This is a genomic window from Streptomyces sp. M2CJ-2, from assembly GCF_016757295.1.
GTDB lineage: Bacteria > Actinomycetota > Actinomycetes > Streptomycetales > Streptomycetaceae > Streptomyces.
This window is the reverse complement of the sequence record NZ_JAESIF010000069.1, coordinates 1-19,269: the sequence shown is the minus strand read 5'-3', so window position 1 is coordinate 19,269 and position 19,269 is coordinate 1. Positions and strand designations below refer to the sequence as shown.

Genomic DNA, 19,269 nt, shown 5'->3' with positions numbered 1-19,269 from the left:
GCTGCGTGCGCGTCGGAGTGGAGGCGCTGATGGTTGCAGGCGGGCCGTGGTCCGCGAGGACTCGAAGCACGCCACTCGGCGGCCCTGGGGGAGTCGTGGCCGACCGCGGCACCTTCTGCGCCTTCCGGGCTCCGCCCGCCGCGTGGTCGTCATGGTGCAGCGTCCTGTCCGGAGGCCATCTGGGGACACGGCGACTCGATCTTGACATCGCACAGTGTGACTGAATGCATACTGTGCGTTGCAGGTGCTGTTCGGGGGCGCTTCCGAAAGTGTTCCCACGCACCCGGAACCCATTGGAGGAGAGCCGCATGGCGACTGGCAAGGTGAAGTGGTTCAACCCGGACAAGGGCTTCGGCTTCATCCAGCAGGACGGCGGCGGTCCGGACGTGTTCGTCCACTTCTCCGCCATCCAGAGCACCGGATTCAAGGAACTGCACGAAGACGACCGCGTCTCCTACGACGTCACCCAGGGGCCGAAGGGCCCTCAGGCGGAGAACGTCGTCGTCGAGTCGTAGCCGGCTGACGCCCTCCGCAACCGGGCGGGCCTACGAGGATCCCGTTCTGACCGGCCTGGCTTTGCCGGAGCGCACTGCTCGTGGAAGGCGATGCGTTGCCGACCGGTCCCGGCCGAATGCCAGAAGCACTACAACGCGCACCGCCCCCACCGCAGCCGAAACCAACTACCGCCCGAAGCCCAGGAACAACCGCCTCCGGTCCCAGCGTCGGCCGCCCGCAGAGTCCTCCGCACCCGCGTCCTCAGCGGTGTGATCAGCGAGTACCGCTACGCCTCTTGACCAGCGGCGATGACTATTCGAGCCCCACACGGTTTCCTGAGGGGACCGCCCCTGGTCGTGGGGGAAGCGAGGCGGGCCGGCTTTTGCCCCGTCGGCCGCAGAGGGCGTGGTGCAGCATCAAGATCAGAAGACGGCGGCCGCGCACGCTCTGCTCGCCATCGGGGGCATCCCCACCGAGGAGGCGACGGTGCGTATGGGTGTGGGTCTAGAGCTGGGCGTCGGTGTCGATCCAGTCGGACACCGATGCTGCCGTACCGCCAGGGGGGCGCATGACGACGACGTAATCGCGCCACTCGCGGATGTCGGCTGCTTGGGTCATGCCCCCTTCCTGAGCGGGGCACCGGCCCGGTCCGCGAGCGAGTGCTGGAGGTGGCGTCACCTGCACTGTCGCGCCAACGGCGAAGACAACGACTTCGACCGGAACACGCCGGAGTCGCCCTTCCGGGAGGTGGCACGTGAGCGTGCACCCACCCGCATCAGCCGTACTGCGACCGGCGCCACCCGGCCCGGGGCGGCGGTGGCCTGCCGCTGGGCCGGGCCTGTCTACAGGCGCAGGAGTCGCTCCGTGATCTCCCGGTACTGCCGCAGCGCGTGCCGGAACTCCTCCGCCTGCGCCTGGGCGTCCTGGCCCTGCCAGCCCGCACGCAGGACGCGTCGCCGTTCCGCAAGGGCGCTCGCGAGCTCTGCGGTGACCTCGTCGAAGGCGCGCTCGGCCGCTTCCAGCGCCTCACGCGGGGTGTCGGCGAAGTCGAGGAGGGCCTGCCGCAGGCGCTGGGCGACTCGGTCCCGCTCCTCGGCGGGCAGCAGCGGCTCAGGTCCCGGGGCCCGGCGTGCGGCGGCTTTGACACCCTTGTCCGGAGGCTGCTGGGCGCGTGCCTGGTCGTACATCATCGTGTGCCACTTCCCTGTGCGTCGCACCGTCCGAGTGCCACCCGGCCCTCGTCTGGATCAAGCCGGGCTCGCGGGGCCTGAGCCGAACGAAAACCCTTGACGCTCATGGCCCGCCTGGTCGGCCTCCACCGTCCCGCCAGTCAACGCCCGGCGACGCCCCCTGTCAACGAACCTCTGGGACTGGCGAGTTGCAGAGCGGCCACTCATCCGGGAGACGGACGGAATCCCGACGGCACGACCCGGCCCCCTCCCCGTGGTGACGGACGCCCCGGGACGACGGCCTCCGTGACCGGTCCGGGCGGGGTGCGCCGGTGCCCTGGCCATCGTCGAATGGCAAGAGTTCGTCGGGGCAGAGGGTGTTCATGACCTCATTGGCTTTGACGGCTGGTCCCCACCGGGCGGTGACGCTCTGGAGCTTCCTTGTGGGTCTGGCGGCAGCCTGCGAATCTGCATCTCCATGTCACCGGTTTCTGTAGAGGTGACACCAGTGTCCTCCAGCACTGGTGTCAGGGCGGTGGGCTGGGGGTTCGCCGTGGGGTGTGGGGTGGTGGTGACATCGGGGTGCAGTTTTTGCGGTGACGGCTCGTGAGGTTGCTGCAGGTCGCGGCGTGTCTTTCCGGTGCAGATTCGCACTCGGCGCCTCCGGCGAGCCGACAGACCGCCGCTCACGGCTGACCGCATGGCCGCGGACCGGGAATGAGACAGGAGGGACCGGACAGGAGAGCGTGTGTGACCACATCGCGGATCGACTACCGGGCGTTGTTCGCCGTGGCGTGCAGCCCTTCTCTGGTGCTGGACCCCGAGCTGGTGATCGTTGAGGTCAACGAGGCCTATCTGCGGGCCACGGGCCGGACCCGGGAGGAGCTGAGCGGCCGGTACTTCTTCGATGCCCACCCCGAGAATCCGGCGGATCCGGACGCCGACGGGGTGCACAATCTCCAGGCCTCCCTCCGGCGGGTCCTGCGGTCGAAGGAACCGGACACGATGGCGGTGCAGAAGTACGACATCCCGGTCTCCGGCCATCCGGGAGGGTTCCGGGAGAAGTGGTGGTCGCCCATCAACACACCCGTCCTCGGAGCCGACGGAGAGGTGCAGTGGATCCTCCACCGGGTGGAGGACATGACCGAGTTCGCACGGACCCGTCCCCTCCGCCTGAAGCCGGATGCCCCGGGCGCGGAGCACAAGGCGACGGAGGCCGAACTGTTCACGCGGGCGCAGGAACTCCAGCGCCTCAACGAGGAACTCCGCGATGCCCACGACTGGGAACGCCGTACTGCCCTCGCCCTGCAAGAGGTCATGCTGCACTCCCCGGACCTGGCCGCGCACCGGGAGATCGCCGTGCGCTACCTGCCCGCCGTCCGCTCCCTCAACGTCTGCGGTGACTGGTACGACGTGGTGGACCTGTCCGAGGACACGTACACCGTGGCGGTCGGCGACGTGGTCGGCCACGGCCTGGAGGCCGCCGCCGTCATGGGCATGCTCCGCAGCGCCCTGTCCGCCGCCGTCCGCGCCATCCACGAACCCGGCGCGGCGATGGACGTCCTGAGCCGGTACGCCCGCGCCTTCGAGGGCGCACTGGCGACCACCGCGGTCAAGGCCGTCATCGACACCCGCCAACGGCACCTCACCTACACCAGCGCCGGCCACCTCCCGCCCCTTTTGGCCCGGCCGGACGGCACCGTCGTCCTGCTCGATGAGGCCACCAACCCTCCCCTGGGCGTCCTGACCGAGGACGCCCCGCGCCCCCAGGCCACGGTTGCCTACACCCCGGGCGACACCCTCGTCCTCTACACCGACGGACTCATCGAACGCCGCGGCGAGGACATCGACGCCGGGCTGCACCGCCTCGCCGACGTCCTCGCCCGCCACGCCCGTCTGAGCCCCGATCGTCTGGCCGACGTCCTGCTCGCCCGCCTCGGCGTGGCCGACGGCGGACGCGACGACGTCGCTCTGGTCATCGTCCGCCTGTAGACCGGCCTTTGCCGGCTCCGCCCCTCGCGCACCGCGGCGGCTACCGGCAGCCCGAGCGGACGCTACGCGTCAGGTCGCAGCTCCCTCCCTGCCCGGATCCCCAAAACCTGTTCGCCGCGGCGACGCGGCCATGCCCGGCGCTTTGAGCGGCTGTGCCTGACGGGGCTGGCGAATTGCGCGGCAGAGTCGTCAGGCAGCTCAAGGGCACCCGCGCGGTGGCCGACCTGCTCGGCATCACCCAGCGCACCGTGGAGCGGGGTGCGTCAAGGACCAGCTCCGCTGGCCCCGCCCGGACCTTGGCCGACGCCTTCAGGACGCGGTCCGCGCCCGCCGGCAGCCCCGCATCCGCGCCCAGGCCCGCAAGCAGGCAGCCACCACTGGCGGCATCGTCGTCGACACCCGGGCCCGGTTCGGGTTCACCGCCGCGCCCGGCACCACCGACGACGCCCGCATCCGCCGCCTCACCCTCGCCCTGCCCCCGCAGTACGCGGCCCGCCTCTTCGACGCCCACGACGCCGGCGCCAGTGAGCAGCAGCTGCGCGGCATCGCCGCCCAGGGCCTCGGCGAGGTGTACTTCCGCGACGGCGGCCGCCGCGCGACCGGCCTGGAGGTGCAGTTCACCGACGTCGAGCACGTGGAGTTCGACCTGTAGAGCCGGGCTGCGCCGTCAGACCGGGGGTGGCTGTGCAGCTGTGCATTCGGCTGTGGGTGGTTGCGGATTACCGCCGGGGCCGGCGCCCAGGGTGCGGCGCCCGGCGGCCGGTCGCGTGGGCATCGGGTCGGCGGCGGGGGCGGTGGGCAGGCGTTCGGCGGCGAGTGGGGCGCGTGGCGCGGGCGGCAGCTCCGCTTCGGTGGCGGTGCGGGTCGGTCCGGTGCCCAGCGGGCGGCGGTCGGTCATCGCCCGATTCTCGCGGCCTGGAGTACTTCTTCACTACCGAAGCCTGGCGCTCCAGACGCCACCCGAGGCGTGTGCGTCGTGCATGCTGCGCTGTACCGGTTGGGTGTCAGTGACGGCGTATCAGGCCAGGGTCATTTCGCTGGTAGGGGTGTTGAGTATGGGTGGGGCACTGTCATGAGGCGGTAGGCGCTGACTGTTTGGCTGTCATGGTGTGGTGGATGACCTGGTCGCGGCACTGCCACGAAGGTGGCAGATCGCAGCGAGGCACGCGGGGCGACGGGGCGCAGCAAACCCCTGAGCGGGCCGTGAGCGGCTCTTTCTTCCGTGGCGGTGGCCCCAGGGTGCCATATGTCGGCGGGGCCGCCCTGCGGGCGCAGCACGGTCCGCTGTGCTCCCTGTGCGGCGGTCCGTGCTGTCGCGAAGGTCACGGCAGGCGCCATCGTCGCCATCGTCAAGGAACTCCCGGGGCCGGAAGGCGATACTGCCCCCACGGAGGCCCTGCGGGAGCGCGCGGAGAAGCTGCTCACCGACCCCGCCGGCCCCGACGACGAAACCGCGCCTCAGGACCCCGCCGGCGCTGCCCTGCGTAAGGCCGTCGACCAGCGAGCGCGGCAGGTGGCCGACGACCTGAAGCGCAACCGCATGACACGTGGCGAGGTCACCCGGGCCCTTGCGCAAGCGTTCGCCGATCCCGACGATCCGACCGTGTACCGCGCCATGTGCGCGGGTCTGTACGGTGGCCGTCGCGCCCTGGACCTCGCTGATGCGGCGCCGTCCTCAGGCGGCCGGGCGCGCTTCCCGCACCCGCAGCCTCCGTGCGAGCCGGCCGAGCAGCACAGCGTTCAACAGCCCGGACAGGGCCGCACCGGCGGAGAAGATCAACGGGCTCAGCCAGGCGAGCGAGGAGGCCCACTCGACCGGTGACGCCACGAGAAAGGCGACGATGCTGAGCGGCGCCGTGGTCATGAGCGGCCAGATACCTGCGAACCCCGGGTCCGGCAGCAGGTACGCGGCATACAGGAAGAACCCAAGCGACGCCGCGACCACAGCGAGGTACCCGCGCGCGAGCCAGTTGTCCACTGCAGGTGCCAGCAGGGCCCGAGTCTTTTGCGAGCGGGGGTTTGCAGGACGCGCCATATCTGTTTCCTCCCGCTCAGAGGTGGTCGAGACACGCGGGAAGGGCTCACGCAGGCTGGGAGGTGCGGCGGTCGTGGATCTCGTGAGGAAGACGCCGAGCACGGCGGCGTTCACGAAGGCGCACAGGAGGAGCCATACGACCCAGAAGCCGATGGCTAGTGCCTCGGCTGACCCGCCGCCCTCAGTGCCCGGACCGAAGGGGAGGGTCATAGCCAGGAAGGAGAGAGGTGCCGTGAGCAGCAGGGGGCTCGACGCGACGTCGCTCTCCGGAAAGAGGAACATGATCAGGACGGAGACGGCGAAGACAGCCAGATAGCTCCTGGCGAGCCAGTTGCCGGTAGCAAGCGCCAAGAGCTGTCGCATACGTGGAAAGCGGCGCGGGTGGGAGGCATTCGGCATCGCGGGTTCCTTCTGGTCGGTCCGAGGGCGGGTGTTCTCAACGGTGGACCGAGGGGCCCGCTCAGACATGAGTACAAGTACTCATTCCGGCACAGAAGTTGCAGCAAGTGAGCGCTCTGCCAATCACACTGCCTCACGGGGATCAGCGTTAATCAGCTTTGGGGCGGCCAGTGCGGGACGACCGCGTCCGGCGCGAAGTGGCGAAGTAGAGCAGCGGCCACGGAACGGCGAGCACCAGGACGAACACCGCGAGCGTAAGCCCGCCACCCGACATGACAATCACCCAGACGATCCAGGCAGTTATTGCCGTCAGCGTGATGGCGATGCCCCACAAGAGGGCTCTGAGTGCCAGTCGAGCGGACTTCAACCCCTCCGACACACTGGAGATGAGTCCTCTTTTGTAATCTTTTGGCATATTTTGATGCTAGCGGTTCACTGCAGGACGCCTCAAGTGATCATGCTCACATCAACTTGCGGCCACGATCCATGCTTCACGGGCGTGAACCGTGGAGGCCGCGAGAAGCGGACAGCGGGACGAGTAACCCCACCATGGGCGCAACCTTGAGTCGGGTCGCGCGCCGCACGTGAGCGTGGAACCCTCTCCACCCGCGCCAGTTGGTGATCTTTTGCCACTGCAACCAATCAGGACTCTTGCCTTCTTTTCATATGTACTTGTGGAAACACTTACAGGGGCTTTACGTTACCTGGCGATCTTTCAAGAGATCTTCATGAGGGGGTACTTGTGCGCAGAACTGCGCTGTCTGTGGCTGCCGTGGTCAGCCTCTCGCTGCTGCTTCCGCAGCAGGCGTTAGCGGCGGAGACCGTCGACCAGCCGCTGGCTGAAGGAACGATTCAGGATGTCGGCCCCGGCATGTACCTCTCCGAGACCCAGTCCTTCGAGGTCACCGAGACCGATGTGCCCAGCGTTCTCATCAACCGCCGGCACTCGGTGAGTGTGCAGGCCGACGGCGTCGCCTCGCCGGAGGACGCCCCGGACACCCGTGCCGACATGGGGGTCTTCGGCCCCAGTTGGGAAGCCGAGTTCGTCGGCGGTCAGCTCAACCGGAAGCTGGAGCAGCGGGGCGACACCATCCTGGTGACCGACCTCGGTGTGAACGAGACGCTCCAGTACAACCTCAAGTCCAGCGTCGACTATCCCAGTGGTGGCGGCGTGAAGAAGTACGTGACCGCGGACGGGTCTCAGATCACCGAGACCTCCAGGTGGAACGACGCGATGGGGGCCCTGGAGACCTCCATCGTCGAGGTCATAGGCGTGGACCTCACCACGACGGTGGAAGGTGACGACACCTTCACCGACGAGTCCGGCCAGCAGATCCCGGCAGCGGACCTCAAACCCACCTACGAGTGGGAGCAGGCCGGCTCAGGCGCCGACACCTGGCGTGTCACGGACGTCGGCAGCAACATCTACGCCACCGCCGTCGAGTACGACGCCCAGGGACGCGTCGCCGAGATCACGAATCCGGCCTTCGGCGACAAGCTGGAGACGTCCACCACGGTCACTTACGCGGACGCGACCACGGCCACGTCCTCCTCCGTCGGTGACTACGCGGGCCAGGTCAAGGAGATCACTGTCACAGAGGGTGCCACCACGCAGACCCTCGCCCAGTACGCGTACGACTCCTCTGGCCTGCTGCGCACCGTGACCGACCCGACCGAGTCCAGTGAGCCGGAGGCCACGTACGACTACGACGCCACCGACCGGCTGTCCGACCTCACCTCGCCGACTAACGGCAGCTGGCACCTCGACTTCTCGGCCGGGTCCGCCCTGCCGAGTGCGACCTCCACCGGCGGGGACGTACCGACCCCAGGTGCTCCGGTCGAGGGCGACGCGCCGAGCCCGGACTTCACCCTCACCGACCCACCGGCCCCCGCTGAGTTCCTCGACGACGAGATCTCGGGGCCGCAGTCGTACCCGTCGTACTGCAACACCGCGACGAGCTGGATGTACTACACGAAGTCGGGCTGCACCACCAAGGTGGCGCACTACGGCTGGCACTCCCCGTCGTGGAAGAGGCTGCCGAACGGCACCAAGGTGCGCGGCATCAACCACGACCACTGCACCAGCGCTCCGGACAGGCCGCTCGGCTACGACTTCCGCCCCGCCTGCGACCAGCACGACTACGGCTACGGCACCATCGGCAACTCGTACAAGGGCTACTACAAGTACCTGTCCCGCAACAAGGGCCTCAACGTGGACAGTGTCTTCTGGGCCTCGCTCTACACCAAGACCTGCAGCGGCTACCGCTTCAAGAGCATCTGCCGCTCCACCGCCAATGTGTACTACGCGGCGGTGGCGGTGGTCGGCCGGGCGAAGAACGGCGCGAAGGCAACCTGACCCTCGAGCGCACCTTCTGACGAGCAATGCGACTCAGGCATGAAGGCCGGATGGCGGTACGTCTCACCATCCGGCCTTCGGCTTCGCGCCCATCCGCGGGCATCAGCATGCCCGCACTTCTGACGGAGAAGAAGTGAAGAGACCGATATGGTCTGCGGTCATCACGGCAGTGATCACCGCGTCCCTCGGTGCGCTACCGGCCCACGCGGCCGCGCCGCTGAGCACTACCACAGCAGCCGGAACGACCAGCGACCCGATCGACCCGCCACTGTACGACGAGACCGCCGACGGCGGCACCGTCCGCGTCAACGTCGTCACCGAGAGCCGCACCGACCTGGCCGACGCGGCAGAGGCCGGTGACACGCTGCAGTCCTTCGACACCCTGCCGGTGATCACCCTCAAGGTTGCCAGAAGCGGTCTGGACGAACTGGCCGCCCAGCCGGGCGTAGTCAGCGTCACTGAAGATGTACCGGTACCGCCAGCCCTGGACGAGAGTGTCCCCCTCATCGGTGGTGCCCAGGCCGCCACAGCGGGCATGACTGGCGCGGGCAGCGCGATCGCCGTCCTGGACACCGGCGTCGCCACCGAGCATCCGTTCCTGCAGGACCGGATCATCGCCGAGGCGTGCTTCTCGCCGATCGACGATGATTACTCCGCAACCAGCCTGTGCCCGAACGACACCGCGGCACAGGAGGGTCCCGGCACCGCAGACTCCGAGACCGGAGCATGCGCGACCATCGCCGCCTGTTCCCACGGAACCCATGTGGCCGGTATCGCCGCGGGCGACGGCACCGGCATCGCCAGAGCCCCCGCGCGAGGTGTCGCCCCCGGCGCCGACATCGTCGCCATCCAGATCTTCAGCAAGTTCGCCTCCGAGGACTTCTGCGGTCCCGGTGCCGCACCCTGCGTGCTCAGCTTCACCAGCGCTCAGATCGCGGCGCTGGAGAAGGTGCTGCAGCTCCGTCAGTCCGGAACCCCGGTGGTCGCGGCCAACTTGAGCCTCGGCAGCGGACGGTACGCTGCTGCCTGCGAGACGGACCCGCGCAAACTTGCCATCGACAACTTGTTCAACGCCGGTGTCGCCACCGTGGTCGCGTCCGGGAACAACGGCTACGGCGACGCGGTCAGCGCACCCGCCTGCATCTCCTCCGCCATCGCGGTCGGCTCCACCACCGACGACGACCAACTGTCCTCGTTCGGCAACCGTGGCGCGCTGCTGGACGTCCTCGCCCCCGGCACGGGCATCGTCTCCTCCATGCCCGGTGACGGCTACGCCCTGAAGAACGGCACCTCCATGGCCGCGCCACATGTGGCTGGTGGCTTCGCGATCCTCCGCGAGGCGTTCCCGACCAAGAGCATCGGGGAACTCGAGTCGCTTCTGGAGTCCACCGGGAAGAGCATCACCTACACCGGCGCCAGCACCCCGCGTATCGACATCGGCGCGGCGCTGGACGGGACGCAGCCCAATCCGGAGCCCGAGCCGGCCGCCAAGCCCCGGCCTTCAATGATCGTCAACAACACGGACTACACCATCCCCGATCCGGGAACGGCTCAGTCGCCGATCACTGTGACTGGCATCCCCGGCAACGCGCCGAAGAACCTCCAGGTGCACGTGGAAGCCACGCATGAGTGGCGCGGCGACCTGAAGATCTCCCTGGCCGACCCGAACGGCAAGCTGTACCCGCTGAAAACGACGTCCGAGACGGAAGACGGCGGCACCATCAGCACTACCTATACAGTCGATGCCAGCGCCGCCCCCGCCAACGGCACTTGGACGCTCCAGGTCCAGGACACCTCCGCGGGCGCCACCGGCACGCTTACAGACTGGTCACTGACGTTCCCCACCCCGTTCAAGAAGACCGGTTCCTTCGCCATCCCGGACCCGGGCACCGTCACCTCCGAGATCACCGTGTCCGGTTTCCCCGGCAACGCGCCCGCGGCGCTGCAGGTGTACGTGGACGTCACCCACGAGTGGCGCGGCGACGTGAGTATCGACCTGGTCGCTCCCGACGGCACGTCATATCCGATCAAGTCGACGTCCGAGACGGAGGACGGCGGCGACATCAAGGCCACGTACGCCATCGATGCCAGCGCCTCCCCGGCGGACGGTGCCTGGAAGCTCCAGGTCCGGGATGCATCCGACGGCTCCACCGGCACCCTCAACGGATGGTCGCTGACGTTCCCCTCGTACGAGAACCAGACCCGGCACAGCCTGCCCGACCCCGGAGTGCTGGAGTCGCCGGTCACCGTCAGCGGGATCACCGGAGCCGCGCCGAAGAAGCTGAAGGTGTACGTGGACGCCACGCACGAGTGGCGCGGTGACCTGGAGATCCATCTCGTCGATCCGGACGGCAAGCTGTACCTGGTGAAACCAGACTCCGCGACGGAGGGTGGCGGCACCATCCAGCAGATCTACACCGTCGACGCAAGCGCCTCCCCGGCGAACGGCACCTGGAAGCTCTACATCGAGGACATCTCCCAGGGTGCCACGGGCACCCTCAACGGCTGGACCCTGGCGTTCTGAGCCATCTCCCTGCGCCGCGGCCTCCGGTACCCCCCACCGGGGGCCGCGGCATTGGAGGATCTGCCCGGAATTCTGAATGCTCAAGGTGCCAAAGCCGATGCGCTTTCAGATCGCGAGATGAGTGATGCGCCCTGGTGCGGTCGATCGGAAAGACTCACCTGACTGGAAACGACGAACGGGATTCCTGGTGATCAAGACCACCAAAGCCGAAGAGCCACGAACATGAGTCGCGTTCGCCTGTCACCCATCTCGCTCGTTCGCGGCACCCAGTGGCGCGACCTCGCTGGCCTTCATCGCAGACCGCGTGCCGGAACCTGCGCGGGCCTCGGGCCCCGGCCCGCACGCCGCCCCGGGACGGCAGCCGGCCCTTTGTCGGTGTGAGTCGGCTGGCCTCACAGGTCAGCGCAGGACGAGCAGGACGGCCAGCGCGATGAGCAGCGAATCGATCCTGTCCAGCAGCCCGCCGGAGCCGGGCAGCCAGCGGCCGGCGTCCTTGGCCCGCGCACCTCTTTTGATCATGGATTCGAGAAGGTCGCCGGCCGGGCCGCCCACCGCCACCGCGATCGCCATCGGCCAGCTCAAAACAGACAGCACGGCGAGCACGGCGAGGCCGGCCGCGGCCCCGGCCACAGTGCCGCTCCACCGCTTGGCCGGTGACAGTGGCGACAGTCGCGGCCCGCCGAGCCCCTGACCGGCGAAGTACGCCACGATGTCGGCGATCGAGACCGCCACGAACAGCGCCAGCGCGCTCGCCCCGAGCGGCACCAACGCGGCCAGCACGCTCAGCCAGGCCAGCCCGAGCAGGCCGGCACCGAGCCGGTGCAGGCCAGTGCCGGCATCGCCGGCCAGGAGCGGCACCGCGGCCACCGCGAGCGCCCCGATCGCGACCACCCGGAGCACCTGGTCGGGCGCCAGCCAGGCGGCCAGCACCACGCCGGTCACCGCCGCGGCCAACACCAGCCGGTCTGCCCGGCCCAGCCGCATCAGCCCGCCGAACTCCATCACCGCGATCACCCCGACCAGGATGGCGATGGCGGCGGCGCCCGGGCGGCCCCACCAGAACGCCCCGGTGACCAGTGGCACCCCGACCGCCCAGGCACACCACCGGATCAGCAGCTCACGGCGCCGGGAGGCTGCCACCGCGATGCCACCCAGCACCAGCGCCCCGCCGAGGTAGGGCGCCAGGGAGGCCACGGTGATCATCGAGCGGATCCGGCGGCCGGAACGCCCGCAGGTATCGCAACGAGCGAGGACGGACCCGGCCGCAGCACGTCCAGGGCGGCCCGGCACGCGGCCACGATGCGCGCGTTCTCGGCGGTGTCCCTCACCGCGATGCGCACGGTGCGCCCCTGGTACTGCGGCGACAGCGGCGACAGGTCGCGCAGGTACACGTCGTGGCGGCGGCACTCGTTCACCAGGTGCGCGGCACTCGGCCCCCCGGACGGCAGGGTCACGGTGAGGAAGTTCGCCACGGCCTCCTCGACCACCACGGACTTGTCCAACCCTGCCAGGTCGGTGGCCAGTTGCCGACGCAGCGCGTGGGTGCGGAGCCAGCAGTCGTTGTAGTACGCCGGGTCGCGCAGGGCCGCCACGGCGGCCAGCTGCGCCGGGAGGCTGACCGGCCAGGGCGGGGTCCATCGGCGCAGCTGTGCCGCGGTGGCCGGCTCGGCCACCAGGTATGCGGCCCGCAGGCCGGACAGCGCGTACATCTTGGACAGTGAGGTGCAGACGACCACCCGCGGGTCCGTTGCGGCGAGGCCGGCAAGCGACTCGGTCAGGCCGGCATAGCCCAGGTATGCCTCGTCGATCCACCACCGGGTGCGGGCCGGCGCGGCGGCGATCAGCGAGCGCAGCTCCGCGGCCGGCGCGTGGCGTCCGGTCGGGTTGTTCGGGTTGACCACCACCACGAGGTCGTAGCGGCCGGATGTCACGGCTGCGGACAGCCGGTCCGAATCGATCCGCCAGCCCTCCTCGCGGCGCAACCGGAACCGGTCCACCCGGCAGCCGATCACCCGCTCCGTGACGTGGGCGTACTCGCCGTAGCACGGGTCTGTCAGCAGCACCCGGCTCTCCGGGGTCAGCCACTGGCCGAACGCCCTGTAGATCAAGTCGGACGAGCCGGCGCCCACCGCGAGCGTTTCTATCGGCAGCGCCCGGGCCGTGGCGATGTCCGCCAGCAGGCCCTCGGCGCCGGTCGGCGGCGAGGTGCGGGCGGCCCAGGCCGGGTCGTCCGCGAGCGCCGCCCGCACCCCGGGGGCCGGCGGGAACCAGGCGTCCAGCACGTCGGCCGCGACGATGTGCTGGCGCCGGTGCAGGGTACGAAAGTCCGCGCCGATGGCGGTGAACGAGGCGCCGCCGTGTTCGCAGCCGTCCGGCCGGGGGGCGAACGCCATGTCCAGCCGCCAGTCCACCACGGACCGCAGACGCTCCAGCGTGGTGCCGTACCGGTCCAGCGCGAGCTTCGTCAGCTCGGTCACGCTGCCGGTCAGCACCTCGAACGTCACAGCACCGCTGTGAACGGTGCGGCCGACCGGGCGCAGGCCGACGGCCAGGTACATGTCGAGCAGCTCGGTACGCCCCATCGCCACCACCCGGCGACCGCCCCGGGCGGCGATCCAGCGCAGCGCCGCCCACATCAGCAGGGGCGCCGCCGCGGTGGCCCGCCAGCGCGGCTCAACGGTGAGGATGCGCACCTCGAACAGGTCGTCTTCGGTCAGCAGCGGCAGCTCGTCACGGGTCAGGTACTTCTCCAGCGCGTACCGCCCCGACCAGGGCGGAGTCAGGCTGACGAAGCCGATGCGGGCCGCTCCTCGCGCCGCGACCAGGTAGACGTTGTCGCCGTCCAGCCCGTCGCGAAGCCGCCCGGCCGGATCCGGCGCATGCTGGCCCAGCTCCTGTGCGTACACCCGGTGACGCAGTTCGTAGATCCACTCCAGATCCTCCGGAGTAGCGGGGCGCAGCTGCAGCAGGTCACGGCCCATAGGAATCCTCTCTCGACATGGGGGAGCACTTGATGGTGGGCAACCTGGACCGGCCGCGCCAGGGCCGAGCGACGCAACCCGCCTGAGTACCTTTACTCAGGCGCAGTTGCCACCCGCGTGCTTCGTCCAGGGAGGTTCGCGGAGCGATCACAACTCGCTGCCCCACGTGCTGCAGCAATCGCATCAGACGCAGGTCATCGGTATCCGATCCAGGCCTCCCGTTTCTCAGCCAAGCGCAAGAGACCCCACCCACACGGCGATTGGGGCGCGTCCGGCGGCTGCGCCCCTGTTGTCGTGCGGTACGCGATCTGCCTATGCCCATTCCATGCCCAGCTCCGCCAGCACGGCCCGCCGCTCCGCGGTGCGCCGAGGACGCCAAGCTGTACTGGCCATAGGCGCTTGGCGGCGTGCGCACACCGCAACGCCCCACCACCTCGGAGCGAGAGGCGGGGCCGCTGTGGCCGGCCGCTCCCGAAGTCGAAGCCGACGACGGTCACGGCTACTCCCGGATGCGGGTGGAGGTCTCCTGGTGGTGTGCCGCTACACACAGTCGGCCGGTGAACTTGTTGTCGACGCGGCAGCGGGCACGCATTCGGTCCCGCCACCGGGTCAGCTCGCCGACCTGTTCGGGGTGTGCGGTGGCCGCCGCCTCGAAGTCTTGGGCGGCTTGGCAGGCGGTGGACAGGTACGGGCGTTTTGGGATCAGGGCGAGCAGATGGTCGGGAAGTTGTTCACGGGGATCGCCGAGCGGCGGTGGAGTCCAGCCGGTCACAGCCAATCTCCTGTCAGTTGCACGTCGACGGAACCTGCCGGCCCACCACGACCCCGGCGCCGCTCCGTGTGCCCTGCCTGCACGGACCACATCACCCCATTCCGGGCCGCCCCGAGCGACACAGAGACGCTGGAGTACGATTCCCGTTCGCTTGACCGTACGGCTCTGGGGGACGGGTCTTGAGCACCCAACTGAGAGAAACCGCAACGCAGTTGGCAGACATGCTCTGGCGCCGGCACACCGTGTACCGGGACCGGGCCGGGGGAGTGGTCATCCGTGGAGAGCATGTGCAGCGCTGGATCAGCCTGGCCCCCTCGGGCCGCCGGGACGAAATCCTGCTCCGGGCGGGCCGCATCCTCGACGGCGGCACCACCGCTCCGGCGCGTTCGGAGACCCTCGTACCGCTCCGTGCCGGCACCGGCGAGCTCGCCGCGGCCTGCCGCCGCCTGCTCGCCGCGACCGCCGCCGACGCCGCACCACCCGCCCCGGCGGCACCCGGCCGGACCCAGCGGCCCGGGAAGCCGCAACGGCCCGGGCGGAAGGGGAAACGGACGAGCCTCGTCTCCTGGACGATCCTCGCCTGCGTGGTCGGCGTCGTCGCCCTGTACGCCTACAGCACGGCGACGACCGGCACGCGCTGAGCACACGGCCGGCATCGGCGAGCCGCCACGCCCGGCGCGCATCCTCGGGGAAGGAGACCTGGCCGCCATCGTCAGCAGGTCGCGTCGCTCGGGGCGTGCACGCTTCGTGTCATGGCTGTGACGTTGGTAGAGGCGCTCTTCACGAGGGTGTTGACCTCGCGACCATCCACCGTCACCTGTGACACTTCGGTTCCATGGCGCGCTGTACGGAGTGACCCCGGGCGGGGTCAGGCGTCTGCACTCCGGGGGGAGGCTCGCGGGCGCCGACGTGCAGGGGCAGATCCGGTTAACCCCCGTGGCGGGTCTGCCCCTGCTCGAAAGGCCGGCCTGGGCGCCCCACACGTGGCAGGGCGCCCGGATGCGGGCATCCGCACCCCTGACACGTGGGCAAGACGTCACTCTCCGTGCTCGCTCGGTCGAACCGGCGGGCGGGGTCCTGATAGCCTGCTGCGATCTTGGAAATGGGACCCCGCCGGTGTGCGCCGGCGGTCCGGCTACCGCACGGTCGCTGCCCCTGACCGGGCGGTATCTCATCGCGCGAGCGAGAGGAACCCTGGTGCCCGGCCTGGCAGGGTTCGGTCCTGGCAGTCCACTTGGAGGGTGTTCGGCGTGCTGTTGGCGGCTCGGTACCGGCTCGAGGAGCTTCTCGGCCGAGGGGGGATGGGCGAGGTCTGGCGCGCGCGAGACGAGGTCCTTGGCCGTCCGGTCGCGGTCAAGCTGCTCCTGGCCGGCGGCATCGACCCGTCGGCCGCGGCCCGCTTCCGGCAGGAGGCGCAGACGACCGCTCGCCTGAGCCACCCCAATATCGTCGCCATCTACGACTTCGGCCAGGCCGACGACCGTCTGTACCTGGTCATGGAAATCGTCCAGGGGCACAGCCTGGCCGACCGGCTGGCCTCGGCGGGGGCGCTCACACCGCGCGAGGTGGCCGCCATCGGCGGCCAGATCGCCTCAGGCCTGGCCGCCGCACACCGGCAGAACGTCATCCACCGCGACATCAAGCCCGCCAACCTCCTGCTCGCCGCCGACGGCACGGTCAAGGTGGTGGACTTCGGTATCGCCCGCCTCGCCGACGACACGGCGGCCGGGCTCACCAGCGCGGGCATGATCGTGGGCTCCGTCTCCTACCTCGCCCCGGAACGAGCCCTCGGAAAGGACGCCGGCCCGGCCTCCGACATGTACGCCCTCGGCTGCGTCCTGTACGAGCTCCTGGTGGGATACCCGCCCTTCCGCGCGGACACCCCGACCGCACTGCTCTACCAGCACGTCCAGGAGCTGCCCTCACCTCCGCGCGGCATGGGCGTGGAGCTTCCGGCGGAGCTCGAACAACTCGTCCTGGCGCTGCTCGCCAAGGAACCGGAAGCGCGCCCCGGCGCCGAACAGGTCGCCAACTGGCTGTCTGCTCCGGGAAGGTCGAGCGCGGCCGCGACGGCGCAGCCCACACCGCCGTCGTCCTCACGACCGGCCGCCGCGGTGGGGCGCACGGCTGTGCTGCCGGCTCCTGCCACACGACGATCCCGCAGGCGTGACTCCCGGTCGCGTACGGTCGCCGTCTCGGGACTCGCAGCGGCCGCCCTCGCGACCGCGGGATACCTCCTCTTCCAGCCGGACTCCGCACAGGTGGCCGCCGCCGACCCCGCTTCCTCATCGCCCGCTGCTTCAGGTGCTTCTCCTCCGCCGAGCCCGTCCGCTGCCGTCGACACACCCGCAGCGTTGTCCAACGACCCCGGGGTGCTGCTCGGCCGGGTGTCCCAGGAGCTGAGCACGGCCGCCGGCGAAGGTCGGCTCGACCCGCACCTCGCCGACGATCTGGAACACAAGGTCTCCCAAGCCCGGGACAAGCTGGCTGAGGGCAGAGAGAAGGGGAAGGACAAGACCAAGGACGTACGCAAACGGGTCCGCGACATCCGGCACGAACTCGCCGACGCCGAGAAGCACCAGGAGTTCACCAGTACCCCCGAGTTCGACCGGCTCCTCGATCACCTCGCATCCGTGGTCGGGGAAACCGACTAGGGCGTGTACGGAGTCGTGATCATGGTGCTGGTTGAAGGCTGCGGATCCAGATGACGGCTCCACGCAGGTGGAGTCCGGCGAGGTAGCTCTCGGGGGTCTTGTCGTAGCGGGTGGCGATCCCGCGCCACGCCTTCAGCTTGTTGATCAGGCGTTCGACCGCGTGCCGGGCCTTGTAGTCCTGTGGGTCGTACTTCGGTGGCCGGCCGCCGCGCGAGCCGCGTTTCTGGCGGTTGCGGGCCTGGTCGGCCTTGTCCGGGATGGTGCAGCGGATGCCGCGGCGCCGCAGGTAGGCGCGGTCGGTGCGGGAGGCGTACGCCTTGTCGGCGCGCACTCGATCGGGACGCACGCGCGGTCGGCCCGACCCGAGGCGGGGCACGCGGACCTTCTCCAGCACGGGTTCGAACTGCGGCGAGTCTCCGCGCTGCCCGGCCGACGTGGCGGCCGGACATCCGCGCGGCGGTCATCTCCCGCACCCGGATCAACCTGCACCGCAAGATCGTCAAGCATGCGGCGTTCACCGGTCAGTACCCGGTCGCGGTCCTGTCCGACTGCGTCGTGTACGCGGCCGACGGCACCAGCCCGCTGGACTTCGTGCCCTATTCCGGCGGCAGGCCGCTGCCCGGCGGCTTCAAGCTCGGCGTCAACCCGGGCCTGGTCAAGCACGAAGGCACCCAGAGCGTGCTGTGCGGCGAGGAGGTCCGCGAGCGGTTCGACGCCCCGGAGCTCAACCTCGCCCGGTACATCAAGGACGGCACCGTCACCGACGTCGACAACGGAGAGTAGGAGCAGACCACGATGAGCCTGTTCGGGGACGGCCTGGACGCCGCGGTGCAGAAGGCGTTCACCCGCCCGGCGCCCAAGAGCGCGGGTGCGCAGATGCGGTACCTGGTCAAGCAGATGAAGGGCACCAGGGTGGTCGCCCAGCTGCTGCGGATCTCCCAGCGCACCGTGGAGCGGTACGTGAAGGACCAGATCAAAAAGCCCCGCCCGGACCTCGCCGCGCGCCTGGAGCGCGAGGTGACCAAGCGGTGGCAGCCGCAGATCCGGGTCAAGGCCCGGCAGAAGGCGGCGACCACGGGCGGGATCGTCATCGACACCCGGGCCCGGATCGGCTACACCGCGCCGATCGGCTCCACGGACGAGGGCCGCCTTCGGCACCTGACCGTGGCGCTGCCGCCGCAGTACGCCGCCCGCCTCTTCGACGCCCAGGAGCAAGGTGCCGGCGACCGTGAGCTCAAGGAGATCGCGGCCGAAGCGCTCAAGGAGGTGTACTTCCAGGACGGCGGCCGCCGCGCCGGCTCCCTGGAGGAGGTCCGGTTCACAGACATCGAGCACCTGGAGTTCGACCTGTAGCAGCCGCGCGCCCCGACCACACCCGGACCGACATGGTCCGGGGTTCGCTCGCGTATCCGCGGGGGCGAATGTGCATGCACACGATGTCCTGTCCAACGACGCTGCGACACCCCGGTCGCCCCTGGGCACCCTGCGCCGGCCCAATGCGGGCGAAGCCGTCTGACGGCTGCTCCAGCGCGCCTACGATGCCGTTCGTGCGGAGCAACCAGGGCGTTCAAGGAAGCCGTTTCCAGACGCTCACCGAGCTGGCGCACCGTGGGGTGACCCTCTCGCCGGCGACCGTGGCGGGCACCATCGAGCAGCAGATCACCGCCGTCTCCGAGTGGCTTGGCATTCAGGTGCGCTCCGCCTGGCGCTACTTCGACGCCAAAGCCACAGCTGACCGCCTCGCGCAGAGAGCCTGGCCTCCCTATGAGGAGAGCAGCAGCGAGAAGAGCGTGGGCCAGGCCTCAATGCCGCCACTCAATGAAGATCCGCCATCTTGAAGGCGCTGGTCACGGGGCTGGTGTGAGTCGTTGACCGTCTCCTCGTGCTGGTCG

General features: G+C 69.7%; 14 protein-coding genes and 3 pseudogenes. 10 read left to right on the top strand and 7 right to left on the bottom strand.

Annotated elements, in window-relative coordinates:
- Positions 1-308 precede the first annotated feature (308 nt).
- On the top strand, positions 309-515 hold the full coding sequence (locus JL475_RS31920; protein WP_202281578.1) for a cold-shock protein: 207 nt from the start codon (positions 309-311) through the stop codon (positions 513-515).
- Positions 516-1,337: 822 nt separating this feature from the next.
- Here JL475_RS31920 and JL475_RS31915 read toward each other — a convergent pair.
- Positions 1,338-1,685 carry a hypothetical protein gene (locus tag JL475_RS31915; protein WP_202281599.1) on the bottom strand — a complete coding sequence of 116 codons (348 nt, stop codon included), beginning with the start codon at positions 1,683-1,685 and terminating at the stop codon, positions 1,338-1,340.
- Between the two features lie 729 nt (positions 1,686-2,414).
- Here JL475_RS31915 and JL475_RS31910 point away from each other — a divergent pair.
- Positions 2,415-3,656 (top strand): SpoIIE family protein phosphatase, encoded by a 1,242-nt coding sequence (locus tag JL475_RS31910; RefSeq protein WP_307825211.1) that lies wholly within the window; start codon positions 2,415-2,417, stop codon positions 3,654-3,656.
- A gap of 152 nt (positions 3,657-3,808) precedes the next feature.
- Positions 3,809-4,308: pseudogene (locus JL475_RS40465) on the top strand (XRE family transcriptional regulator).
- Positions 4,309-4,323: 15 nt separating this feature from the next.
- On the opposite strand, the gene JL475_RS31900 reads toward JL475_RS40465, so the two are convergent.
- Positions 4,324-4,554 carry a hypothetical protein gene (locus JL475_RS31900; protein WP_202281572.1) on the bottom strand — a complete coding sequence of 77 codons (231 nt, stop codon included), beginning with the start codon at positions 4,552-4,554 and terminating at the stop codon, positions 4,324-4,326.
- A 777-nt stretch (positions 4,555-5,331) separates the two neighbouring features.
- On the bottom strand, positions 5,332-6,090 hold the full coding sequence (locus tag JL475_RS31895; protein ID WP_202281570.1) for an SCO4225 family membrane protein: 759 nt from the start codon (positions 6,088-6,090) through the stop codon (positions 5,332-5,334).
- 742 nt (positions 6,091-6,832) lie between these two features.
- On the opposite strand from JL475_RS31895, the gene JL475_RS31890 reads away from it, so the two are divergent.
- On the top strand, positions 6,833-8,446 hold the full coding sequence (locus tag JL475_RS31890) for a phospholipase A2 (RefSeq protein WP_202281568.1): 1,614 nt from the start codon (positions 6,833-6,835) through the stop codon (positions 8,444-8,446).
- A 133-nt stretch (positions 8,447-8,579) separates the two neighbouring features.
- Positions 8,580-10,970: a proprotein convertase P-domain-containing protein gene (locus JL475_RS31885; protein ID WP_307825210.1), complete on the top strand. Its 2,391-nt coding sequence runs from the start codon at positions 8,580-8,582 to the stop codon at positions 10,968-10,970.
- Between the two features lie 399 nt (positions 10,971-11,369).
- Here the strand turns inward: JL475_RS31885 and JL475_RS31880 are convergent, their stop codons facing one another.
- From JL475_RS31880 to JL475_RS31870, 3 genes are all read right to left on the bottom strand, one after another.
- Positions 11,370-12,173 carry a phosphatidate cytidylyltransferase gene (locus JL475_RS31880; RefSeq protein ID WP_202281566.1) on the bottom strand — a complete coding sequence of 268 codons (804 nt, stop codon included), beginning with the start codon at positions 12,171-12,173 and terminating at the stop codon, positions 11,370-11,372.
- Positions 12,170-13,951 carry a histidinol-phosphate aminotransferase family protein gene (locus JL475_RS31875; protein ID WP_202281564.1) on the bottom strand — a complete coding sequence of 594 codons (1,782 nt, stop codon included), beginning with the start codon at positions 13,949-13,951 and terminating at the stop codon, positions 12,170-12,172. Before JL475_RS31875 ends, JL475_RS31880 begins: the two co-directional genes overlap by 4 nt.
- Positions 13,952-14,450: 499 nt before the next feature.
- Entirely contained in the window at positions 14,451-14,723 is a 273-nt protein-coding gene (locus tag JL475_RS31870) for a hypothetical protein (RefSeq protein WP_202281563.1), read from the bottom strand.
- 221 nt (positions 14,724-14,944) lie between these two features.
- Between JL475_RS31870 and JL475_RS31865 the strand changes: the two genes are divergently transcribed.
- Together JL475_RS31865 and JL475_RS31860 are read left to right on the top strand one after the other, a co-directional pair.
- Positions 14,945-15,364 (top strand): hypothetical protein, encoded by a 420-nt coding sequence (locus JL475_RS31865; RefSeq protein WP_202281596.1) that lies wholly within the window; start codon positions 14,945-14,947, stop codon positions 15,362-15,364.
- Between the two features lie 609 nt (positions 15,365-15,973).
- Positions 15,974-17,377: a serine/threonine-protein kinase gene (locus JL475_RS31860; RefSeq protein ID WP_202281561.1), complete on the top strand. Its 1,404-nt coding sequence runs from the start codon at positions 15,974-15,976 to the stop codon at positions 17,375-17,377.
- 19 nt (positions 17,378-17,396) lie between these two features.
- Here the strand turns inward: JL475_RS31860 and JL475_RS31855 are convergent.
- Positions 17,397-17,810: pseudogene (locus JL475_RS31855) on the bottom strand (transposase); the annotation flags it as partial.
- Here JL475_RS31855 and JL475_RS31850 point away from each other — a divergent pair.
- From JL475_RS31850 to JL475_RS31840, 3 genes and pseudogenes are all read left to right on the top strand, one after another.
- A pseudogene (locus JL475_RS31850) lies at positions 17,795-18,160 on the top strand (transcriptional regulator); the annotation flags it as partial. The pseudogenes JL475_RS31855 and JL475_RS31850 overlap by 16 nt on opposite strands.
- Before the next feature lie 12 nt (positions 18,161-18,172).
- A complete protein-coding gene (locus tag JL475_RS31845; RefSeq protein WP_202281559.1) occupies positions 18,173-18,730 on the top strand; it encodes an XRE family transcriptional regulator in 558 nt (185 codons plus the stop codon).
- A 194-nt stretch (positions 18,731-18,924) separates the two neighbouring features.
- Positions 18,925-19,215 carry a hypothetical protein gene (locus JL475_RS31840; RefSeq protein WP_202281557.1) on the top strand — a complete coding sequence of 97 codons (291 nt, stop codon included), beginning with the start codon at positions 18,925-18,927 and terminating at the stop codon, positions 19,213-19,215.
- The last annotated feature ends 54 nt before the right edge of the window (positions 19,216-19,269 follow it).

What these genes read in the sequence shown, in the direction of transcription:
- JL475_RS31895 (WP_202281570.1), bottom strand. Translation starts at nt 6,090, where the DNA reads ATGCCGAATGCCTCCCACCCGCGCCGCTTTCCACGTATGCGACAGCTC.
- JL475_RS31845 (WP_202281559.1), top strand. Translation starts at nt 18,173, where the DNA reads ATGAGCCTGTTCGGGGACGGCCTGGACGCCGCGGTGCAGAAGGCGTTC.
- JL475_RS31920 (WP_202281578.1), top strand. Translation starts at nt 309, where the DNA reads ATGGCGACTGGCAAGGTGAAGTGGTTCAACCCGGACAAGGGCTTCGGC.
- JL475_RS31865 (WP_202281596.1), top strand. Translation starts at nt 14,945, where the DNA reads ATGCTCTGGCGCCGGCACACCGTGTACCGGGACCGGGCCGGGGGAGTG.
- JL475_RS31880 (WP_202281566.1), bottom strand. Translation starts at nt 12,173, where the DNA reads ATGATCACCGTGGCCTCCCTGGCGCCCTACCTCGGCGGGGCGCTGGTG.
- JL475_RS31900 (WP_202281572.1), bottom strand. Translation starts at nt 4,554, where the DNA reads ATGACCGACCGCCGCCCGCTGGGCACCGGACCGACCCGCACCGCCACC.
- JL475_RS31915 (WP_202281599.1), bottom strand. Translation starts at nt 1,685, where the DNA reads ATGATGTACGACCAGGCACGCGCCCAGCAGCCTCCGGACAAGGGTGTC.
- JL475_RS31875 (WP_202281564.1), bottom strand. Translation starts at nt 13,951, where the DNA reads ATGGGCCGTGACCTGCTGCAGCTGCGCCCCGCTACTCCGGAGGATCTG.